Genomic DNA, 21,046 nt, shown 5'->3' on the forward strand with positions numbered 1-21,046 from the left:
CACGTTGCCTAATGATGCAACTGGTTACATGTTTATCACTACGTTATTTTATTAAAAAATGCAGATTATCAATCAAGCGTGCTTTACCAATATATGCGGCAGCTAAGATGACTAAGTCTTTGTCGTCGGCAGTGGCGACTTTTAGGGTGTTAGCGTTGCGCACATCGAGGTAATCTAAGTTGAAGCCAACTGCCTCGAGCATGGTAATAGCATTGTCGATGAGTGATTGTATTTCGCCTTGCTGTTGTATACCTTGAGCAATGCTATCAATCGCTTGTTTTAATGTTGCTGCACGCTGTTTCTCATCAGCGCTGAGATAGCCATTACGAGAACTCATGGCTAATCCTGATGTTTCACGAATGGTTTCAACCCCTATGATCTCTATCGGCATCGACAAGTCATCAACCATGGTTTTAATTATCAATAGTTGTTGGAAGTCTTTGCAGCCAAATAGGGCGACATCGGGTTGCACGATATTAAATAGTTTATTGACGATAGTGGCTACGCCTCTAAAGTGCCCTGGACGTGTCGCGCCGCAAAACTCATCACCAATTTCAGGTACTTCAACAAATGTTTGTTTATCTAAGCCTTTTGGATAAATGACTTCTGGAGTCGGCATAAACAATAAGTCGGCACCAACTTCAATGAGTTGTTGGCTGTCTTGTTCATGCGTGCGTGGGTAGCCGTCAAAGTCTTCGTTGGCACCAAATTGCAATGGATTAACAAAAATTGATACCACCACCACATCTGCTTTTTTCTTCGCTTCTTTAACTAAGGTTAAATGCCCTTGATGCAAGTTACCCATTGTGGGAACAAAAGCAACACGTTTGCCGGCTAATTTCCATGCGGTGACTTGCTGGCGAATTTGACTGATGTTGGCGGTGGTTTTCATGCTGTTAACTCTTATGATTTATTAAACACGACGGTGGCTTGGCTAATACTAATTAAATGTGTGTTCGTCGCTTGGGAACAAACCTTGTTGTACTTCTTCAATATAGGCTTTAATTGCTGAGCGAATGTCACCAGTTTGAGATAAATAATTTTTAGAAAAACGGGGAATATAACCGCTTGAGATACCAAGAACATCATGCATAACAAGGATTTGACCGTCAGTGCCGTTACCTGCACCGATACCGATAACTGGAATGGTTAATTCTTGTGAAATGCTGGTTGCTAGTGCGGCAGGAATACATTCAAGCACTAATAACTGTGCGCCAGCTTGTTGCATTGCTTTGGCTTCATTCATTATGCGTTGGGCATTTTCGCTGTCACGGCCTTGGATTTTAAAGCCGCCAAAAACATGCACCGATTGTGGGGTTAAACCAAGGTGTGCACATACGGGAATACCGCGTTGAGTGAGCATTTCAACACTTTCAAGCAGCCATTCTCCGCCTTCTACTTTCACCATGTTGGCACCCGCTTGCATCAGGGTTGTGGCATTGGTGAGCGTTTGTTCTGCAGTTGCGTAGCTCATAAATGGCATATCAGCAATCAGCAGGCTGCGGGCAATACCACGGCGCACGCAGGCAGTGTGATAAGCAATGTCGTCTACGGTGACAGGTAAGGTATCGCTATGACCTTGCAATACCATTCCCATTGAGTCTCCGACTAATAATACGTCGATACCTTCGTTGTCAAATGCGCCAGCAAAGCTCGCGTCATAGGCGGTTAGCGCGGTAATTTTTTTACCTTCTTGTTTGAATTTTATTAAGGTTGAGCTAGATACTTTGGACATAATAGACTCTTAAACGAATTAAATATTGCGAAGTGGAAATTATCTTGAGCTTAACCCTATGTTGGTTGGGGTTAAACTTATTTGGCAAGTTTTTCCAACTCATCTCGCATTGTTTGGCTAATTAGCTTATTTATTGGCGTTGCGCATGGCAAGACCAATGATGGTGATATTTCTTCAAGCGGAATAAGAACAAAACTGCGTTGTTTCATTCCATAATGTGGCACTGTTAAGCGTGGCTCATTGATGCAGTGTTGACCGTAAAGTAGGATGTCTAAATCGAGAGTGCGAGGGCCCCATCTGACTAAACGTTCACGCCCTTGATTTAATTCGATAGCTTGTAAAGCATCAAGTAACGCAATGGGGGCTAATGGGGTGTTAAAGCTGGCAACGGCATTGACGTAGTCAGGTTGTTCAACATCGCCCATGGGCACTGAGCGATAGTAAGACGATACGTTTACCTGACCATCAAGCGATAAAGCCGCTAGTGCATTTACCGCTTGGTTTAATTGTACTACGGGTTGAGCTAAATTCGCCCCTAACGCGACAAAAACAACCGTCATGATATTACTCGTCGTTACTTGGCTTTTTAGGGGCAGGTTTTCTATTGCGTTTACGTTGCGCTGCACCGCGATTACGTGGGTTACCTGTACGGCTTTTTTTAGCTATTTCAGTGCGCTGCTCGTCGTTGGACTCAATAAAGTTTGTCCACCATGTTGCAACTTTAGCTGCTGAGCCACCTTCAGCTTCTGCGCGCAGTAACAATAAGTCATAAGCGGCACGGAATTTAGGATGTTCAAGCAATTTGAATGCGCGGGTGCTTTGGCTACGTTCAAGACGCAATTGTAACTGCCAGATGTCTTTTGCTGGTGTACTGAAGCGACGTGGAATACTAATTGTACGGCACTGTTGCTCCATCACATCGCCCATGGCGGCAACGTTAGCATCATAGTGGCTTAGGCCACTTTCAATCGAAATATCGTCAGCTCGTTGTTTAACGGGATACCACAATAACGCAGCATAGAAAAACGCCGGCGTAATGGTTTTATCTTGCTGTACACGAGTGTCAGTATTGCGCATCACGGCATTAAGCAGCTTGGCCATGTTGCCTTTAGGTTCGTCTTGCAACAAGGCATCAATTTGTGGAAACAATGGGGCAAATAAATTGTATGCTTGCATCATTTCAAGGTTGGCTTGTGCTTTGCCAGCAAAGAACAGTTTAAGTACTTCTTCGTACATGCGCGCAGCCGGAATACCTGCCAATAACGGCGCAAGTTCTTTAATAGGTTGTGCTGTGCGAGGTTCAATTTCCATGTCGAGCTTAGTTGCAAAACGCACTGCGCGTAACATGCGAACAGGGTCTTCACGATACCGCGTTTCAGGGTCGCCAATTAAGCGAATGATACGGCTATTTAGATCGTGAATACCACCTGAATAACTGTGAATTGAATAATCGCTAATGTCGTAATATAAGGCATTGATCGAAAAGTCACGCCGTTCGGCATCTTCATCAATGGTGCCATAGACGTTATCTCTGAGTAGACGTCCTTGTGCATTTGATTTAGAGATGGTTTCGTTTTTATTGTCATGGTGACCACGCAGTGTCGCGACTTCAATGACGTCGCGCCCAAATACGATGTGAGCTAAACGAAAACGACGTCCAACTAAGCGACTGTTTCTAAATAAACGTTTAATTTCTTCAGGTGTGGCATTGGTCACCACATCAAAATCTTTTGGCTGTTGGCCTAATAATATGTCACGCACACCACCACCGACGAGGTAGGCTTTGTAGCCTGACTTACTCAAGCGATACAATACCTTTAGGGCGTTTTCACTTATTTGGCGGCGAGAAATATCGTGATCATTCCTAGGCACTATGTTTAGGCCCATATCATTGGTTTGAGTGGCTGTCTCTACTGCTGGGGCTTCTGCTTTGTTGTCAAATAGCTGCTTGCAGAACTGGCTAATTCGGCGAAAAATAACACACCTCGTCTTACATCAATCGTTTGATTAAAAATCTGGCGGCTATGATATACCCAACGCCGTCAATATGCGAGTTTCGTGCCTTGTTAAATCAATATTTCAGTTTGCTTAGGTATCTTATTGATATCAAATTGAGCAATGGCTTGAGTTAACATTACTTGAATGTGATCTATATCAACTTCAGGTTGGCCTAAAAAAGCCAATGCAGCTTGAATACTTGCTTGTGGCCGATTGATATCGATGGCGGGGGCATGGTTTTGTTTAGACAGTTTAAAGCCGCTCTCAATGCTTGCTACTGGTATATGACCCCATTGCGGCGTGGGCAGTTTCAGTATGTTGTATAAGCTTAATTGCCGACAAGTTGAAGTTAATAAATCACTGCCTCTTATGACTTCCGTGACACCTTGAGTGGCATCGTCTAATACCACTGCAAGTTGATAGGCAAATAAGTTATCGCGTCGTTTTATAATAAAATCTTCGCTGGCAAAGTCTTTTTCGGTGGTGACGTGCCCCATAATGACATCATTATATTGGTCAATTGCACTGAGGTTATTTAGCCGAATAGCACCTTGTGATAACGGCGGGGTAAGTTGCTTGCAATGACCGTTATAAGTGCCACCGCAAGCGTGTATTTGTTTACGAGTGCATTGACAAAAATAGCCCTTATTTTGCGCCAATAATTGTTCGATGCAATCTTGATAGGCTTGATGACGTTGGCTTTGATACATGACAGAGCCATGCCAATGCAGGCCGTAGGCATCAAGGGTGGTTAAAATGTCATCACTGGCTCCCGCCACTTCTCTTGGTGGGTCAAGATCTTCCATGCGAACAATCCATTGCCCTTGTTGGGAATGAGCACGAAGGTAACTTGCAAGCGCGGCGATAAGCGATCCAAAGTGTAATGGACCTGAAGGAGATGGAGCAAAACGACCAATATAGCTAGTCATAGTGTTTGGGGTATTAAAATAGCGAAAAATATTTAAAGCAGATAAAAAAACGGGGCAAGTAAACTCGCCCCCTTAACAACAAGATTAACCTGCCATTTGTTTTTCTTTAATTTCTGCCAAGGTCTTACAATCAATACATTGGTCTGCTGTCGGGCGAGCTTCAAGACGGCGAATTCCAATTTCAATCCCGCAAGAATCACAAAAACCGAAGTCGTCTTCTTCAATTTTTTGTAATGTTTTCTCAATTTTCTTAATGAGCTTACGTTCTCTATCACGAGCACGTAGTTCTAGACTGAACTCTTCTTCTTGAGCTGCACGGTCTACAGGATCAGGAAAATTAGCTGCTTCGTCTTGCATGTGGTTTAAGGTGCGATCCACTTCTTCACGTAACTGGTTGCGCCAAGCGTCTAAGATCAGTTTAAAGTGATCTCGTTGGTCCGCATTCATATACTCTTCACCAGGCTTTTCCTGGTAAGGTTCCACACCTGCGATAGCGAGTACGCCAAGTTTTTTATTGCCTTGAGGCATAACGCATCTCCTGTAATTGTAGCGTTTAAGGGCGTCTTAAAAATTTAAGGCCGCTATCTATATCAGAATCTAAATAGGGAGGCAAATTTTTTGAATGCTAATTTTTTGTTTTATGACATAGAAATAAATTTACAACTCGTTTCAATGTTCACACCTTTTGTTGACATGGCCACTTTGTAAGCTAACACTTCAACGCCCATATTTATCGCTTCATGTAATAAGTCAGCGTATTGTTGATCAATGTGGCTTGCGGCTTTTACGGTAGAAATGCCACTGTGCTGCACAACAAACAATAATACTGCTCTATGTCCTTGTTGTACCATTGCCATTAGCTCGCGTAAATGCTTTTGGCCTCGAGTTGTCACAGCATCTGGGAAATAACCACCTGTTTGCTCTAATAATGTGCAACTCTTGACTTCAATATAACACTTTGCCCCTGATTGGCTAGATAACAAGATGTCTATTCGGCTATTTTCATCGCCATATTTAACTTCTCGTTTAAGGGTGTCGTAGCCTTGCAACTCTTTAATGATATTATTGTTAATGGCTTCTTCAGCAAGCGCATTGGCATTACCGGTATTGATTCCAATTAACTGGCCTTGATCATTTTCCATTAACTCGAAGGTATTGGGATACTTTCTTTTGGGGTTGTCAGATGTTGAAAACCACACTCGGTTACCTTCAAATAAACAGTTTTTCATTGAACCTGTATTGGGGCAATGAATGGTAATAATTGAATCATCAGCAAGGCGTACATCCGTTAAAAAACGTTTGTAACGTTTTATCAGTATCCCTTGTTGCAGTGGTGGTGAATATTCCATCAAATTCTTACCTGTTATGGTTAATTTAAAGAATGTTATCAAAGTTTTCTGTTGGAATATCGATAATCTTCTGTCTACACTAATCGCCAGAAAAATAGGGGCGTTCTTTTAATATCAAGTACAAACTTGTGATTGCCCGTTTGAGCCAAAATAACGAAGGAAACCTTACCATGTCATTTATGCATGTGAAATTAACTCACCAAGCACCGGTTGCTCCTTGGGGCAATGCCAAGGTCACGTTCGAAAATCAACAAGCGTTAATTCATTTAAGCGCGCAAGAGCCGACCAGACAGGCCCAAGCTGCTGCACGTAAATTACGTAGCCAAGGCATCAATCAAGTGCAATTAGAAGGTAAGTCGTGGGATGTACATACTCAATGGGCATTTGCGCAAGGCTTTGCAACGGCAAAGGGAGATTTTGATATTCATTGGTGCGGCACTGACGCAGAGAAAACTTTATTAGCCAATCAATTTGAAGCGGCAAATTTTGCAAAGAAGTTGACCAATGCAACGCCTGAAGATTTATCGCCAGTGACGTTAGCGACAAAAGCTGCCCAGTGGTTGCAAACGATTGGTGGCTCAAACGTCACAAGTCGAATTATCAAAGGACAAGAGTTGCTCGATGAACAATGGGTGGGTATCCATGCAGTGGGTCGTGGTAGTGAGCGTCCACCAGCCATGCTAGAGCTTGACTTTAACCCGACTGGTGATGACGATGCACCGGTTGCGGTGGCGCTTGTTGGTAAAGGTATTACATTTGACTCAGGTGGTTATAGCATTAAACCGTCAGTTGGGATGTTAACCATGAAATGTGACATGGGCGGCGCTGCGACCGTAACAGCCGCGCTAGGGCTAGCAATGCGTAATGGGCTAAATAAACGAGTGAAATTGTTTTTATGCTGCGCTGAAAACCTTATTAGTGGCCGTGCATTTAAGCTAGGTGATATTTTAACTTATAAAAATGGCGTCACAGTTGAAGTTGTCAATACTGACGCCGAGGGGCGCTTAGTACTTGCTGATGGCTTGCAAGCCGCCAGTGAAACTAAGCCTGAATTGATCATCGACGCTGCTACTTTAACCGGAGCGGCGTATATGGCGGTTGGTAGTAGTTATAATGCTATATTCTCACCACAAGCAAACACCATCACTCAAGCCCAACGCTGCGCGGCTAGTGTCGTTGAAAATGTGTGGCCATTGCCATTAGACCCTTGGCATAAAGATATGTGTCCGTCGCCTTATGCTGACACTGCCAATAGCCGCCCAACAAAAGGCGGCGGGGCCGGTGGCGCATCTAATGCCGCGGGATTCTTATGGCGCTTTGTCGATGAACAGACGCGTTGGTTACATATCGATTTAGCCGCTGCTTTTGAAGATAACGACTCAGGTTTGTGGTCAGCTGGTGCTACGGCGCATGGTGTCTTAACCATTGCCGAGATGTTAAATGATTAATCGTTAATTCAATTTACCTGCCGCTGATTAATCTTGTTTTACAAAGCCGCATTTGCGGCTTTTTTGTTTATTTACGTTATGATTTTCTAGCATATTAGGCTTAACTCAATAGAACGGATTTTGTGGTTATGATGCTGCGATAACATTTAGACTCGGTTTACGTTTTAATGTTTTTATTAACTGCATTTTCACTGCCAATGAGCAATGACTTGAACGGTATGTTATGAGCCTAGGTTGTCGTTATTTATTTAAAGGGGATTGATGGGTGGAATTATCGTTTATTGAGGCTATTTACTGTTCTTCTTCATAGGAACAGATAAATGACCCATGCAATGTTTTTGTAACATTTTGGCAAAAATAAAAGGGAGGTGCACGGTTAATTTTATCGTTTTTTAAGTATAAAAAAACTTGAAAGATACTTTTTTTATACTTGTTAAAAGCTTCTAAGTCCTTTACCACTGTGGTGTTAAGTCAGACTGTGTGAGTGAAGTACGTGAAAAAACAGATGAAACGAGCAAGAGAATGCTTTATCCGTCATATTTTGTAGCGAATTGTAAAGAAATGTCAGTTTTTCTTGATTCCGAGCCCCTAAAAAACCTAAAGTAAGCAGCGTATTTTCTGATTTCATTCGTGCTTTATATTTGTCCTTATCAAGTGGCTGAAATTTGAGCTCATTTAAATATTATCAATCTTAGTTTTAGTTAGTGTATTGCTAAGCATAAGCAAATGATTCAGCAACAAGAATGGCTAAATTAATGTGAGTATATTGCCCATTTATTAAGGTGTATTTAATTAGGCTGATACTGCGGTGCGTTTTATTTGGATATTTTACAAATACGATGTGAAATTAAACTAACTTAATTCCCTTAATTTGATGTAAATCTTGATATAATGCAAATAAGTTAAGTTGCTTATTTAGCTGTAAACGATTTACTGCGATGATATAAACAACAACGCTTCGTTTAACAATGATTTTCCTAATTGAAAGCAGATTGAATTGCTAAAAAATAGAGTGAATAAATGGTAAATAGTACACCACAGCTACTAAAAAATGTGTTGTCTGATGGTATCTTAAAAGACGATGACACTTCTACTGCAACCTTCATTGATGATGCGCTAGCGCAAGTTTGTCAGCAGGTGAAATGTGATGCTGTATTTATCATTACAAGTCAACAAGATAACCTGTTTGCCCCCAGTTTAGCCGTTGTCGATACTGCTGTACGACAAGTCGCGAGCTTTTTTAGCAATGAGCAACAATGTCAAAGTCTATTTACCCAAGGTTTACAGTCAAACCAACCGCTTGTCGATGCCCTGTCTGATAATGAACATAATCTTGAATTTATTGCCGCTCAATTAGACTCTTTTTATGCTGCAACACCAACCGCCAAAGACATTTTATCACTATTACCTCAATTAATGACCCCGTTTTTAAAATGGAATAATGTCAATATTGTTGCAACTATTACCGTCGGTAATGTCAAAGTGATGCTTGGGTGCTTGTACATTCACAGCCACCCTTTGGCGAGCGAACAACAAGAAGAGCTTGATGGTAGACGTTATTACTTAGAAGATGTTTCATTTCAAATTGCCTCCGCCATTGAGCTTAAGCGGGTGTCTAAATTACTTGATAATAAAGAAAAGCAGTATCAAGAGTTATTCCAACAATTACCTATGGCTTGTGGTTTGCTTGATAACAACGATTGCATTGTGATGCAAAATCAAGTGGCGAACCAAAGTTTACCCATTGTGGTAGGGCAAAGCTTGTTTAGCATCATCCCTGTTGATGACCACGCGCTACTGTCTGACACATTGCATATTGTACGCGTGGGATTATTGCGCCAAGCATTTTGTGAAGTGCCATTGCAATTGGGACTAAACAAGCATTGGTATAAATTTAGTTTTTGTCATGCGTTAAATGCCCAAAATCAATTATTGTTGATGATTGAAGATGTGACCGAGCGTTATCAACTGGCTGACGAGTTATCATTTCACTCAAATCATGATGCGTTAACGGGCCTGCCCAATCGTTTACAGTTTGAAGCTTTACTTGAAGAAGTCTTGTCTGATGATGAAAGTATTCAAGCTTGTGTGGCATTTTTAGATTTAGATCAGTTTCAAGTGATTAATGACTTAAGTGGTCATCAAGCTGGTGATCAATTATTACAGCAAGTGGCTAAACGTCTAAAACAGTTACTGCGTAAAGGCGATGTTGTGGCCCGATTAGGGGGGGATGAATTTGGCTTGTTGATGTATTACTCTGATGAAGAGTCTGCTAAACAAGTAGCAAAACGTATTTGCCATCAGTTATTTGAGCATGAATTTATCTGGAATAAAGTGAAGCACAATGTCAGTGCGAGTATTGGGCTGGCTAAAATAGAAGCTGATGCTACTGATATCTATCAAGTGATGAGTCAGGCTGATGCTGCATGTCGTTTAGCAAAAGAAGAAGGCAGAAACCGCTGGCATTACTTTTGTTCGCAAGATCCTCAAATGCACACCTTGTATAACCAAATGGTGGCCTCGGTTGATATTACCGGTGCGCTAGCTTTAAATCAGTTTGAGCTTTTTTATCAGTTAATTGAACCCTTGGAAAAACCAGAAACTGGGGTGCATTTAGAAATTTTATTACGCATGGTGCAAGAAGATGGCACGTTTGTCTCTCCAGGGGTATTTTTACCTGCAGCAGAGCGATATAACTTAGCCTCTCGGGTCGATCGATGGGTGATTGATAATTTACTTAAGTGGGGCGCTGAGAACTTAAAAACATGGTCTGAACTCTCCATGGTATCGGTTAACTTGTCTGCCACCTCATTGGCTGACCAAAAGTTTATGAGCTGGCTAGAAATGCGTTTAATGGTAGAGCCTGAGCTGGTTGATAAACTGTGCTTTGAAATCACCGAAACCGCGGCAGTTAGTCAACTGCAACAAGCCACAGCACTGATTGATTTATTAAAACCACTGGGCTGTAAATTAGCTTTAGATGACTTTGGCTCAGGCTTTTCAAGCTTTGCATATTTGAAATGCCTAGATGTTGATTTTGTAAAAATTGATGGTCAATTTGTGGTTAATCTATGTAGTGATAAAAGTGATGAAGCGATTATTAATGCCATTTGCCAACTGGGTAAAGACATGAACTTTGAGGTTATTGCTGAATTTGTTGAAAGCATCGAAATTGGCCATAAATTACGCCATTTAGGTGTGCATTATGGTCAAGGTTATGCCATTAACAAGCCGTCACCCTTAACAGGGTTAATTTCTGGGTGTCGTCAACCTTGGCTTGTACGCAAAGAAAATAATTATCTAGGCGGTGACATTTAACCTGTAACGGTTGATATTCACCTTGTTTCGCTGGCGTTTTATGCGGCGAATTCAACGTGAAAGTACGGTGTATATAACGCTAAAACGTTATCAAAGATAGAAGCTCGGTGTGGTTTTTAGTACACTGAGCCCATTGCTGCATCTACTTGTTATAGGCACTTAATATCAGTCTCGCCAACTCAAACACTCCGCAAATTAATTATTCTATCAATGACGCTCAGCGCTTACCTGTCGCGTCCATTTTTGCACCATTAAGGCAAGCACTACAATCGCATCAACAAGTCATTATTGAAGCGCCGACAGGGGCGGGCAAGTCCACAGCATTACCGCTTGAAATGTTAAGCTGGCCAGAACTGAGTGGTAAAATATTGATGCTTGAGCCTCGGCGCGTTGCCACTCGAAATGTTGCTGCATTTATCGCTAAATGTTTGGCTGAGCCATTGGGGAAGCAAGTTGGGTATCGAGTTCGAGGTGAAGCTCAGGTTTCGAAAGAAACGCGTTTAGAAGTTGTTACCGAAGGTATTTTAACCTCAATGATCCAACAAGATCCGGAGTTAACCGGTATCGATACGATTATTTTTGATGAAATCCATGAGCGTCACCTGACAACTGACATTGGCTTAGCGTTAGCGCTTGAGGTACAACAAAGTTGGCGTGAAGATCTCAAGATTGTTGCGATGTCTGCGACTTTATCTGGCTTGCCGCTGCAATCATTAATGCCAAAGGCAATCCATCTTTGTAGTGAAGGGCGCAGTTTTCCTATTGAAGTGGATTATCGCCCAGCGCTTTCACAGCAGCCTTGGCTTAATCATTTAGCGAAAGTGATTCTAGAGTTAGTAAGCGGAGCTTCATCATATCAGCGTGAATATAGCCAAGGTTCAATCTTGATCTTTCTTCCCGGCAAGGGAGAAATTCAACGCTTAGCTCACTTACTTAGTGCCATTCCTCGTCATTATATTATTTGCCCTTTATATGGCGATCTTTCACCTAGTGCACAACAACAAGCTGTTGCTGCTGCGCCTACTGGTATGCAAAAAATTGTATTAGCAACTAATGTCGCAGAATCGAGCTTAACTATCGATGGTGTGTCTGTTGTCATCGATAGTGGTTATCAGCGAGAGGCCAGTTTTAATCCTAAAAACGGGGTGACGCGCTTAGCGCTCAAGCGTATCAGTCAGGCATCGGCAGCGCAGCGAAGTGGTCGTGCAGGACGATTAAGTAACGGTTTATCTATTCGCTTGTGGAGTCATGAGGAACAAGGCCGGTTACCAGTGACTCAAGTACCTGAAATAAGCCAGTCGGAATTAACACAAGTGGTATTTGAATGTGCTCAGTGGGGGGAACGGCAGCTTAATAACTTACCCTTGCTTACCCCGGCTCCGCGCATTAATGAGCAATTAGCTTGGGGGTTATTACAACAACTGCAATTGGTCGATAACAATAATAAACTGACCCCGTTGGGAAATAAAGCCTATGCACTTGGGGTACATCCAAGGTTGGCTTTTATGTTATTACAAGCGCAAACTATTGCGGCAAACCGCCAACAACCAACGTTAGTGGTGTTAGCTTGTTGCATTGCGGCGATTATTGACGCGCGAGCCTTACCTCGTAAAGGGATTGATATTCACGCTTATTTGCCGCTTGCATTACAAGGAAGTATGAAACAGCAGGTGCATCGTTGGTTGACGAAATTGCAGCAACCTTGTGAACTTGACGGACTATTGCAATGGGCAACCGATAGCGATATTAGCTTGTTAGTTGCATTGGCATTCCCCGATAGAATTGCTCGAGCAAGAGGTCAATCGGGTTTTTTATTAAGCCATGGTTGCGGGGTTACTGTCGCACCTGAAGAAGCCTTAGCTAATGAACCATGGATAGTGGTTGCCGATTTTCAAGAGCATGATAATCATCGAAGCGGCCGAGTTTATTTAGCATGTAAATTAACCCCCGCCTTATTTGAGCATGAATTAGCGCATTTAGTGACTCAATCACAAACAAGCCATTGGGATGAAGCAAAGGGGCGCTTTGTGGCGCAGCGGATGACGCAAATAGGCCATTTAGTGTTAAATACCCAAGCCATTAGCGCAATTAATCAGGAGTTAATTGTTGCAGCACTACTTGAGCAAGTACGGCAAAAAGGGTTAATACTTCTTCATCGTTATGATGAGTTAATTCAATTACAATGCCGAGTGGCACTTGCTCAACAATATGATCAAATCCAAACATGGCCAGACATTAGCGAGCAACAGCTTATATCGTCGTTAGATCATTGGTTAGCGCCGTATTTATCTGATATTAAATCCATGGCAAGGTTGGCAAAATTGGATGTTTGTCAATTAGTGCTCAATCAATTGCCTTGGTCTTTACAACAAACGTTAAATGAACGCGTTCCAACTCATTGGCCAATGCTAACCGGTACAAATGCGCCTATTCATTACCAAATTGATCCATCCACCCAAAAGCAGGCATCGAGCATCAAGGGTTTAATCAGGGTGCGATTACAAGAAGCCTTAGGCATGACTCAAAGCCCAATGTTGTTTAATGGTAAGGTGGCATTAACCATGGAGTTGTTGTCACCCGCACAACGCCAAATTGCCCTAACAGCCGATTTGGCTAGTTTTTGGCAAGGGCCTTATGAGCACTTAAAAAAAGAGATGAAAGGGCGTTATCCAAAACATCTTTGGCCTGATGACCCTGCCAATACGCCACCAACTAAAATGACGAAAAAGAAAACCCTTGGCCTTTAATGGCAAATAAAGAAGACACCGAACCGATTATGGCAAAAGCAAAACCGCGCAAGAAAAAGCAATCGACTAATAAGCAACCCACGCGCTTGCGTCGATTTAGACAATTTATTTGGTCTTTAACATGGAAGATCTCGCTGATAGTGTTGGCGGCTTTAACCTTATATGCCATTTATTTAGACCAAATTATTGCCAGTAAGTTTGAAGGTCAGAAATGGCATCTCCCCGCACAAATCTTTAGTCGCTCAATGGCATTATATCCAGGGGCTGCGGTGAACCATCCACAATTGATGGCTGAGCTGAAATTACTTGGCTATCGAAAAGTGGCTAACCCACGTCATATTGGTGAATTCTCAGCATCTACAACCCGCATTGAACTGATGCGCCGTGCATTTTTACATCCACAAGGTAATCAACCGCAACAGCGAGTAATGATAACCTTTGATGATTTAGGGGTGAGCTCAGTTAAACGAATGTCCGATAAACGCGAATTAGCGGTATTTCACTTAGAGCCAGTGTTGCTAGATAGAATGGTTACCACTGGGGATGAAGACCGGTTATTTGTCGCCCAAAAGAACATCCCTTCGACCATTATTGATGCGCTTATTTTAGTGGAAGATCGCAGTTTTTATGAACACCATGGGATTAACTTCCTCGCCATTGCACGTGCTGCTATTGTGAATTTAAAAGCAGGTCGAACAGTACAAGGTGGCTCAACATTAACCCAGCAACTCGCAAAAAACTTTTTCTTAAGCAGTCAGCGTAGTTTCGTGCGTAAAGCTCGTGAAGCTTTAATGGCAGTGATTATTGACTTTAGATACAGCAAAAATGACATCCTTGAAGCCTATTTAAATGAAGTTTATATGGGCCAGGATAAAGCTCGAGCAGTGCATGGGGTTGGGTTAGCGTCACAGTTTTATTTTGGTCGACCCGTAACCGAACTTAAAGTGGAACAACAAGCATTGCTTATTGCCGAAATTAAAGGTCCGTCATATTACAATCCGTGGCGTTACCCTAAGCGTGCGCGTGAACGTCGTGACTTAGTGTTGCGTATTTTAATGGAGAATAACAAGTTAACGGTGGCGCAATACAAAGCCGCTGCCAGTGCACCTTTAGGGTTAAGAAATACCAACATATCGGTGCATAAAACCTTACCCGCTTTTTTTGCCATGGTGAAACAAGAGCTTCGTGAACGTTATGGAGATTCATTACTGCAACAATCAGGGATTAAGGTTTACACCACCTTAGATCCGATGGCGCAAGATGCCGCTGAAAAAGCCGTGGTTTCAACGCTCGCTAAGTTAGATAAGCGCAGTAAAAATGTCCAAGTGGGTATGGTGGTGACTGACAAATATACCGGCGGTGTTGCCGCGGTTGTAGGTGATAAACGGCCAAGTTTTGATGGCTTTAATCGTGCAGTGAATATTCGCCGGCCGATAGGTTCTTTGGTTAAGCCTTTCGTTTACGCCACCGCGCTTGCTGATCCAAAAAACTATAGCCTTGCCAGTTTAATTAAAGACCAGCCGATTACCTTGCAAAATGGTGATGGCCAAACGTGGTCACCTAAAAATGTCACTAATAAATTTAGCGGCCAAGTGCCACTGTTAACGGCATTTAAAAACTCAATGAACGTTCCAACGGTGAATGTCGGTATTGGGGTTGGGGTGAATCATGTGGCTAAAACATTAACCAAGGCTGGTTGGTCTGAGTCAGTTTCAACTTATCCTTCTATGTTACTTGGGGCAATTAATGGGTCGCCATTAATGGTCGCTCAGGCCTATCAAACCATTGCTGATGGTGGACGTTATCGCAAATTAACCGCTGTCACTGCGGTGTTAGATGAGCAAAATCAGCAACTAACCGTTAAACAACCTAAAGCAACGCTGGCAATTGAGCCTGCCACCGATCATTTAGTGCAATATGCAATGACGCAAGTGGTGAAAAATGGCACCGCTAAACGTTTAGGTGCCGCGTTTCCTCACACTCGTTTAGCAGGAAAAACAGGCACCAGTAACGATAGCCGTGATTCATGGTTTGCAGGGTTTGATGAGCGAAATGTTGCCGCTATTTGGGTAGGGCAAGACGATAACAGTAAAACAGGGCTTTATGGTAGCAGTGGTGCCATGGCGGTATATCAGGCCTTTTTGAAAAACAGACCGCCGCTAAGTTTACGGATGATCCCTGTTAACGGCATTGTCAATGGCTACTTTGATGTTGCAACTGGGCAAGCTAAACAGAGCAACTGCGGTAATGTAGTGATGCTGCCAGCATTAGAAGCAAGCTATGCGCCAGCAGCCAATTGCGGTGAACCATTGTCATGGTGGCAAAAGCTAGTGGGTGAATAAGTCCATTTATTAACTAAAGACCAAAACTCGGTGTTATCGGCAGTTAGCTTTGGTTTGTTAGTATGCTTTGCTAAGACAGCTAAGACAGCTAAGACAGCTAAGACAGCTAAGACAGCTAAGACAGCTAAGACAGCTAAGACAGCTAAGACAGCTAAGACAGCTAAGACAGCTAAGACAGCTAGATAGGCTGGATCGGTGTCTTATCTGCTTAGGCTGTCATTGAGTTGCATGTCAATTGCGCACTCGAGTTGTCATGCTCATTATGATTTAGCCTTGCTTTGTGTTTGGTTGAGTTGGTTTTTTAATGAAGCGATTTCAGTTAGCATTATTTGTTGATTTTGCTCCATTTGTAGCTGGTTTTTTTCCATTCTTTCTAGTGCTTTGTCTAGTTCACTTTTAATCTCTGCTTGATGTGATTCTTGTCTTTGTGACTCATCTGGGGCAACAAATACTGATGCCATATAACCTGAAATCACTCCAAAAAAACTGACGCCGCTAAGAATAACCAAGCCGCCAATGACATGGCCTGCGGTGGTCACGGGATAGTAATCGCCATACCCAACGGTTGATATGGTCACTAACGCCCACCAAATAGCTTGCTCTGCGGTAGTGATGTTCGCGCCTTCTACATTCGATTCGACCAGCAAAATCAAAATGGATGAAAATGCCAAAATCAGCACCATGGCAAGTAATAAGCTGGCTAGGGTCGTTTGACGACGTTGGGATAATAACGGGAAAATCAATGAGCGACTTGAGCGAATTAACCTTATGACTCGGAGAATTTGGAAAATCCGTGCAAAACGCAGGGGTTCTATGGCAGGAATACTGGCGACAAGATCAATCCATTGATGCTTAAAGTAATGACGGCGATTAGATGACTTATATAAGCCAACAAAAAAACGCACCAAAAAGATAAGGCAAATAAAGGTGTCTATCACCAATAGCAAACGGTAGGTTTCTGATTCGATGGTGACGAAGGTCATGGTTAACACTAAAATAACTGACACTAATGACAATACCATCATGGCCAATTCGATGGGGCTTGGACCTATTACGCGGATGCGAGAAGACCATTTTGGGGTATCAATCATAAATATCCATTTCGTTAAATTAGGCGGTGTCAGTTTGGCAAGCTTGTTGTAAATAACAACAATGTTGCTAAGGTAGCATAAAAAAAAACGCGCATGGCAACAAGCCAGCGCGTTAATTAACCTTTGCGGTCGAAATCACGGTTGTTCTACAAAGTGGACTAAATCGTCCAGTACCCGTTTTTTTATTTCAAGTTGATCATCAGGTGATAAGCCGTACTTATCAGCTAGCAATACATAGTCTTCAGCGCTTAGTGACACGGTCAAGCGCGGTCGTTTAGGTCGCTTAGATACCACAAGGCCAAGAATCGTTCGGATTTGATCAGAAGGACTTAACCCTTCATCAAGTGCTGCTTTACGGATGGTGTATTGAAATTTTTCATCCAAATCAAAAGCCACTTGGGTGGCTTTGGCAGCTTTTTGGTTTTTCAACCAAGCTTCGGGTAAATGTTTACCTTTACTCATTGGGGTATATTTCTCTGATTAACTACCTGGCCAATATTCACGAATATCGCTTAATGGACGATATAAGGTCAACATCACTTCCGTTTCCCCACCTTCGTAGACTTCAACATCAATGGCATGGGTCTCATCGCTGTTGATTAGCGAGTAGCTTTCAAACTGGTCACCATGTTGTGCGTTTTCAGCTTGAGGCGGGGTGGTTGTACGGTAATCTTGTCGATGAAAATAGCCAAACTTTGCAAATTCAACCTGATGATATTGCTCACTTAACCAAGGTCCAAGCTCGTTTTCTAGCTCAGCTGGCAACCCTTTGGTATTAAGGATTGCATGACCTGGTTCTTCAAAAAGAAGGGCAAACTCGTCCATTTCAAACATATCTTCCACATCGGCGCGGGTGATTTTGATTGAAATGCTTAAGTAAGGATCATCTTCTTCAATATAAGACATGAAAATAGCACGGTCGCTATTACCACGAAGTAGCAATTCAGCTTGTTTGTTACGTTCATATTCGTAAGTATGAATGCCTTCTACTCTAAGCTGTTGCTTGCGTAGCTGTGACGGCAACGCAAAGCTATCATCAAGGGTGAGCATGTCACCCTTGAGCAGGTCGTTGGGATGACTGAGCTTGCGAGCTGGCGCTGCTTTTTTACCAAATAGGCCGCTGAGAAATCCCATAATAAATTACCCTTTTTTCGCTTTTAGGCGATCAAGAACGGCATTCGCACTGGATTTTTGCTCGCCAATACCCGCTTCTGCCAATTTCGCGTGAAGTGACTTGTCACTGTCTTCTTCAGCTAAGGCTTCAGACGCTTGTAGACGGTCATCAAACTGCTGTTGGCGCGCTTTGATACGCTCTAAAGAATCTTTAGCGTTTAGCAGCTTTGAGTTGCTTGATGCAAAAGAGTCAGTGATGGTCGCCGTAGCTTTTTGTACGCTTTCTGTGGTTTTCACCATGCTTAACTGACGTTGGTAATCAGACAGTTGACGCTCGGTCTTTTTCACTAATGTTTTTAAGCGTTCAGCGTGCGCCGAGTAACTTTGGTTTGCCGCTTGTTGTTCAGCAAGCTCTTGATCAAGTTGAGCAATTTTTTCAGCTACTTCAATAGCTAATGCTTCGTTGTCTTTTTCAAGTGCTTGAGTCGCATAGCCTTCATGTTCAGCTACGCTGCGCTTTAGGCGGTCAACTTCACGATTGGCTTGCATTTCTTTAGCCATAACGTCAGTCAGTTCACGCTTGGCTTTAGTTAGATGCTTCTCTGCATCACGAATTTCTTGTTCGAAAATACGGGTTGAGTTTGCATCAACAATTCCTTGGCCAACTTCAGTTGCACCACCACGGAAAGCGGTTAATATCTTATTTAAAATGCCCATTGTTGGCTCCTTATTTCAAATAATCGACAAGTTCGTCGATGACTTCAAGACAGTTGTCTGAAAGCACTGCTAATTCTTGTTCAACTTCTTCCATGCTTGATTGCACAGAAAGCGCACCATAAACCACGTATTTATTGTCTATTTTTGCAAATGATGACAATGGCATTGGGATGTTTAATTCCAACATGGTTTCAAACATTTCTGCACGACGCTCTGGGTTAACTTCGTCTTCACCCCAAAGGTAGCTGATGCATAAAATTTGGTTATCGGTTACTGACACAAATACCGGAATTTCTTCACGGCCAATAATATTAACTTGTAATACTTCAACGTCACCATCGATAGGGTAACAGTCAAATTGAAAGCCTGTTTGGCTTTGGTCGCAAAGGCCATTTAAGTGGTTTGCAATGGTATGGATATTCATAGTCGTCCTTAATGACATATTATGTCTGTGATTAAAGATAACACTAAGACATAATATGTCAAGTGCATTTTTGTCGATTAAAAAAGATTACTCACTTCATTATCTGACCACTCATGCAAGTGGTAACGATATAGCTGTAATGAGCCGATGTTATTGGGCTTCACTTGGTCTAAATCATCATAAAAATGCAGTGGAAATTCAAATGCACCTTTCATCATCCCAAGTGATAACCAATCCATTTCAATTGGAAATTGCGATAAATGATCAATGCGTGTTTTGACATTCGCACCCGACAAGGTACCAGAGGTCCAGCCCCATTCACCAAAACTGGGCACATTATGATGATACTGGCTGATGTTAAAGCCGCTACTGCTTAATGTTTTACCAATAGATTTAAACGCTAAAGGCGCATGATACGGTGAGGTAGACTGAATGGTCACGACGCCATCTGCGCTTAGTAACTCACTAACTTTGCGATAAAATAAATCAGAATACAATTTATTCAAATCGGGATGGCTTGGGTCAGGTAAGTCGATAATAATCGCGTCAAATTTTTTATTTTGGCCAATTAATTGGTCAACGCCATTAAAAGCGTCGTTATAGATAATATTTACCCGTGGATCGTTTAATGCATTGTGGTTTAACGACATTAAAGTGCGGCTTAAGCGCTCTGGCATATCTGCTGGTGGTTGTTTAAATAACGACACTAACCCTTGGTCTAAATCCATTAAGGTAACCGATTTAGGGGCCCACTTTAGTACTTGCTTTAACCCTAAACCATCGCCACCACCAATAATCAAAATATTGTCATGACGCGCACTGGCAGCCAACGTTGGGTGGACTAAAAAGTCATGGTAGATGTGTTCGTCGCTGCTTGAAAACTGTAGCCTGCCGTTGATATATAAGTTGTAAACAGGGGCTTTACCGCTACCGCGAAAACGTTCGGTAAAGGTAAGCTGTTGAAAGCGGGTAGACTTTGTATAAACGACATGATCTTTATAGAGCAAGTTATTAAACATTTGCTCCCAATGCGGGCCTTTAAACGCTAATACACCTAATATGGCGCAAGCGATGATATGACCAATTAATAATAACCGTGCAAAGCGAATGTGGTGCCAAAAGCGCCAAATAAACGCAAGGCCTGCCAATAGGTTCACACTGGCGGTCATTGCTGCAGCAAGCTGAATATCAATGGCTAACATAAAGCCGACCCAAATCGCCGCGCCAATACCTGCACCAATATAATCAGCACCATAAATAGTGCCTGCATTATGCAATAAATGCTCTTCACTTAACGATTGGCGAACTCTGGCAATTAATGGGATTTCCATCCCTATCATCAACCCTAAGATGATCCCCCATAAGTACGGGATATATTGACTGAGCACCTGAAATGCATGAATAAAACCGCCATCAGGGACTTGGTCTGGTGCAAGATTGAACTCATTGGCAATGGCAACGGGTAACACATGACCAAAGCCAATAATGCCGGCGGTGATAATAATGGCAAGTGCGCCGCATAAGGCAATAGCTAACTCTAAAACGGCAAAACCGGTAAAGGCGCAACGTATTTTTCGTGCAGCAAAAGCACCAATCCCCATTGACACGATCATTAGACCAATCATGGTGTAAATGGCGGCTTCTAATGCCCCTAAGATACGACCTGCATAGTGAGATAGAAGGTATTCGTAGATAAGGCCACAGCCAGCAAGGGCTGCCATGATGCCAAGTAATAAGAAATCGTCAAACCAAGTGACACGTTTTTGGGAAGGTTGGTTGACTAAAGAACCCTCCCCAGTGAATTCATTTTTTGGAGAGGGTGTAGCTTGGGACAT

At 42.6% G+C, this 21,046-nt stretch carries 17 protein-coding genes; 4 read left to right on the top strand and 13 right to left on the bottom strand.

The window, feature by feature from the left end; translation table 11 throughout:
• Positions 1 to 43: 43 nt before the first annotated feature.
• The 7 genes from panC to sfsA all read right to left on the bottom strand — a co-directional run bounded on the left by panC (position 44) and on the right by sfsA (position 6,011).
• Entirely contained in the window at positions 44 to 892 is an 849-nt protein-coding gene (gene panC / locus G3R48_RS06965) for a pantoate--beta-alanine ligase (RefSeq protein ID WP_153661588.1), read from the bottom strand.
• Between the two features lie 48 nt (positions 893 to 940).
• Positions 941 to 1,735 (bottom strand): 3-methyl-2-oxobutanoate hydroxymethyltransferase, encoded by a 795-nt coding sequence (panB, locus tag G3R48_RS06970; protein ID WP_153661586.1) that lies wholly within the window; start codon positions 1,733 to 1,735, stop codon positions 941 to 943.
• Positions 1,736 to 1,812: 77 nt separating this feature from the next.
• On the bottom strand, positions 1,813 to 2,295 hold the full coding sequence (gene folK / locus G3R48_RS06975; protein WP_153661584.1) for a 2-amino-4-hydroxy-6-hydroxymethyldihydropteridine diphosphokinase: 483 nt from the start codon (positions 2,293 to 2,295) through the stop codon (positions 1,813 to 1,815).
• A gap of 4 nt (positions 2,296 to 2,299) precedes the next feature.
• Positions 2,300 to 3,607 carry a polynucleotide adenylyltransferase PcnB gene (pcnB, locus tag G3R48_RS06980; RefSeq protein ID WP_323741217.1) on the bottom strand — a complete coding sequence of 436 codons (1,308 nt, stop codon included), beginning with the start codon at positions 3,605 to 3,607 and terminating at the stop codon, positions 2,300 to 2,302.
• Between the two features lie 194 nt (positions 3,608 to 3,801).
• Positions 3,802 to 4,662, bottom strand: coding sequence for a tRNA glutamyl-Q(34) synthetase GluQRS (gene gluQRS, locus G3R48_RS06985; RefSeq protein WP_153661580.1), 861 nt, complete (start codon positions 4,660 to 4,662; stop codon positions 3,802 to 3,804).
• An 84-nt stretch (positions 4,663 to 4,746) separates the two neighbouring features.
• Entirely contained in the window at positions 4,747 to 5,190 is a 444-nt protein-coding gene (gene dksA / locus G3R48_RS06990) for an RNA polymerase-binding protein DksA (RefSeq protein ID WP_153661578.1), read from the bottom strand.
• A 110-nt stretch (positions 5,191 to 5,300) separates the two neighbouring features.
• Positions 5,301 to 6,011, bottom strand: a complete 711-nt coding sequence (gene sfsA / locus G3R48_RS06995; RefSeq protein WP_153661576.1) for a DNA/RNA nuclease SfsA — start codon at positions 6,009 to 6,011, stop codon at positions 5,301 to 5,303.
• Positions 6,012 to 6,181: 170 nt separating this feature from the next.
• Here sfsA and pepB point away from each other — a divergent pair, with 170 nt between their 5' ends.
• The 4 genes from pepB to mrcB all read left to right on the top strand — a co-directional run bounded on the left by pepB (position 6,182) and on the right by mrcB (position 15,866).
• Complete coding sequence (gene pepB / locus G3R48_RS07000) at positions 6,182 to 7,459, top strand: aminopeptidase PepB (RefSeq protein ID WP_153661574.1); 1,278 nt, start codon at positions 6,182 to 6,184, stop codon at positions 7,457 to 7,459.
• A 1,020-nt stretch (positions 7,460 to 8,479) separates the two neighbouring features.
• Complete coding sequence (locus tag G3R48_RS07005) at positions 8,480 to 10,777, top strand: sensor domain-containing protein (RefSeq protein ID WP_153661572.1); 2,298 nt, start codon at positions 8,480 to 8,482, stop codon at positions 10,775 to 10,777.
• 194 nt (positions 10,778 to 10,971) lie between these two features.
• On the top strand, positions 10,972 to 13,524 hold the full coding sequence (hrpB, locus tag G3R48_RS07010; protein ID WP_212593255.1) for an ATP-dependent helicase HrpB: 2,553 nt from the start codon (positions 10,972 to 10,974) through the stop codon (positions 13,522 to 13,524).
• On the top strand, positions 13,524 to 15,866 hold the full coding sequence (gene mrcB, locus G3R48_RS07015) for a penicillin-binding protein 1B (RefSeq protein ID WP_228497311.1): 2,343 nt from the start codon (positions 13,524 to 13,526) through the stop codon (positions 15,864 to 15,866). The genes hrpB and mrcB overlap by 1 nt, the downstream gene beginning before the upstream one ends.
• A 260-nt stretch (positions 15,867 to 16,126) precedes the next feature.
• Here the strand turns inward: mrcB and G3R48_RS07020 are convergent, their stop codons facing one another.
• The 6 genes from G3R48_RS07020 to G3R48_RS07045 all read right to left on the bottom strand — a co-directional run bounded on the left by G3R48_RS07020 (position 16,127) and on the right by G3R48_RS07045 (position 21,046).
• Complete coding sequence (locus G3R48_RS07020) at positions 16,127 to 16,957, bottom strand: ion transporter (RefSeq protein ID WP_153661570.1); 831 nt, start codon at positions 16,955 to 16,957, stop codon at positions 16,127 to 16,129.
• Positions 16,958 to 17,092: 135 nt separating this feature from the next.
• Positions 17,093 to 17,419: a hypothetical protein gene (locus G3R48_RS07025; RefSeq protein ID WP_153661568.1), complete on the bottom strand. Its 327-nt coding sequence runs from the start codon at positions 17,417 to 17,419 to the stop codon at positions 17,093 to 17,095.
• 18 nt (positions 17,420 to 17,437) lie between these two features.
• Positions 17,438 to 18,091 carry a hypothetical protein gene (locus G3R48_RS07030; RefSeq protein WP_153661566.1) on the bottom strand — a complete coding sequence of 218 codons (654 nt, stop codon included), beginning with the start codon at positions 18,089 to 18,091 and terminating at the stop codon, positions 17,438 to 17,440.
• Positions 18,092 to 18,097: 6 nt separating this feature from the next.
• The gene (locus tag G3R48_RS07035; RefSeq protein ID WP_153661564.1) at positions 18,098 to 18,787 is read right to left on the bottom strand and encodes a PspA/IM30 family protein; all 690 of its coding nucleotides are present in this window, start codon (positions 18,785 to 18,787) and stop codon (positions 18,098 to 18,100) included.
• Positions 18,788 to 18,797: 10 nt separating this feature from the next.
• Positions 18,798 to 19,211: a YjfI family protein gene (locus G3R48_RS07040; RefSeq protein ID WP_153661562.1), complete on the bottom strand. Its 414-nt coding sequence runs from the start codon at positions 19,209 to 19,211 to the stop codon at positions 18,798 to 18,800.
• Positions 19,212 to 19,288: 77 nt separating this feature from the next.
• Positions 19,289 to 21,046, bottom strand: a complete 1,758-nt coding sequence (locus G3R48_RS07045; protein WP_153661560.1) for a polyamine aminopropyltransferase — start codon at positions 21,044 to 21,046, stop codon at positions 19,289 to 19,291.

It is taken from the genome of Shewanella intestini, assembly GCF_018221465.1.
Lineage (GTDB): Bacteria > Pseudomonadota > Gammaproteobacteria > Enterobacterales > Shewanellaceae > Shewanella > Shewanella intestini.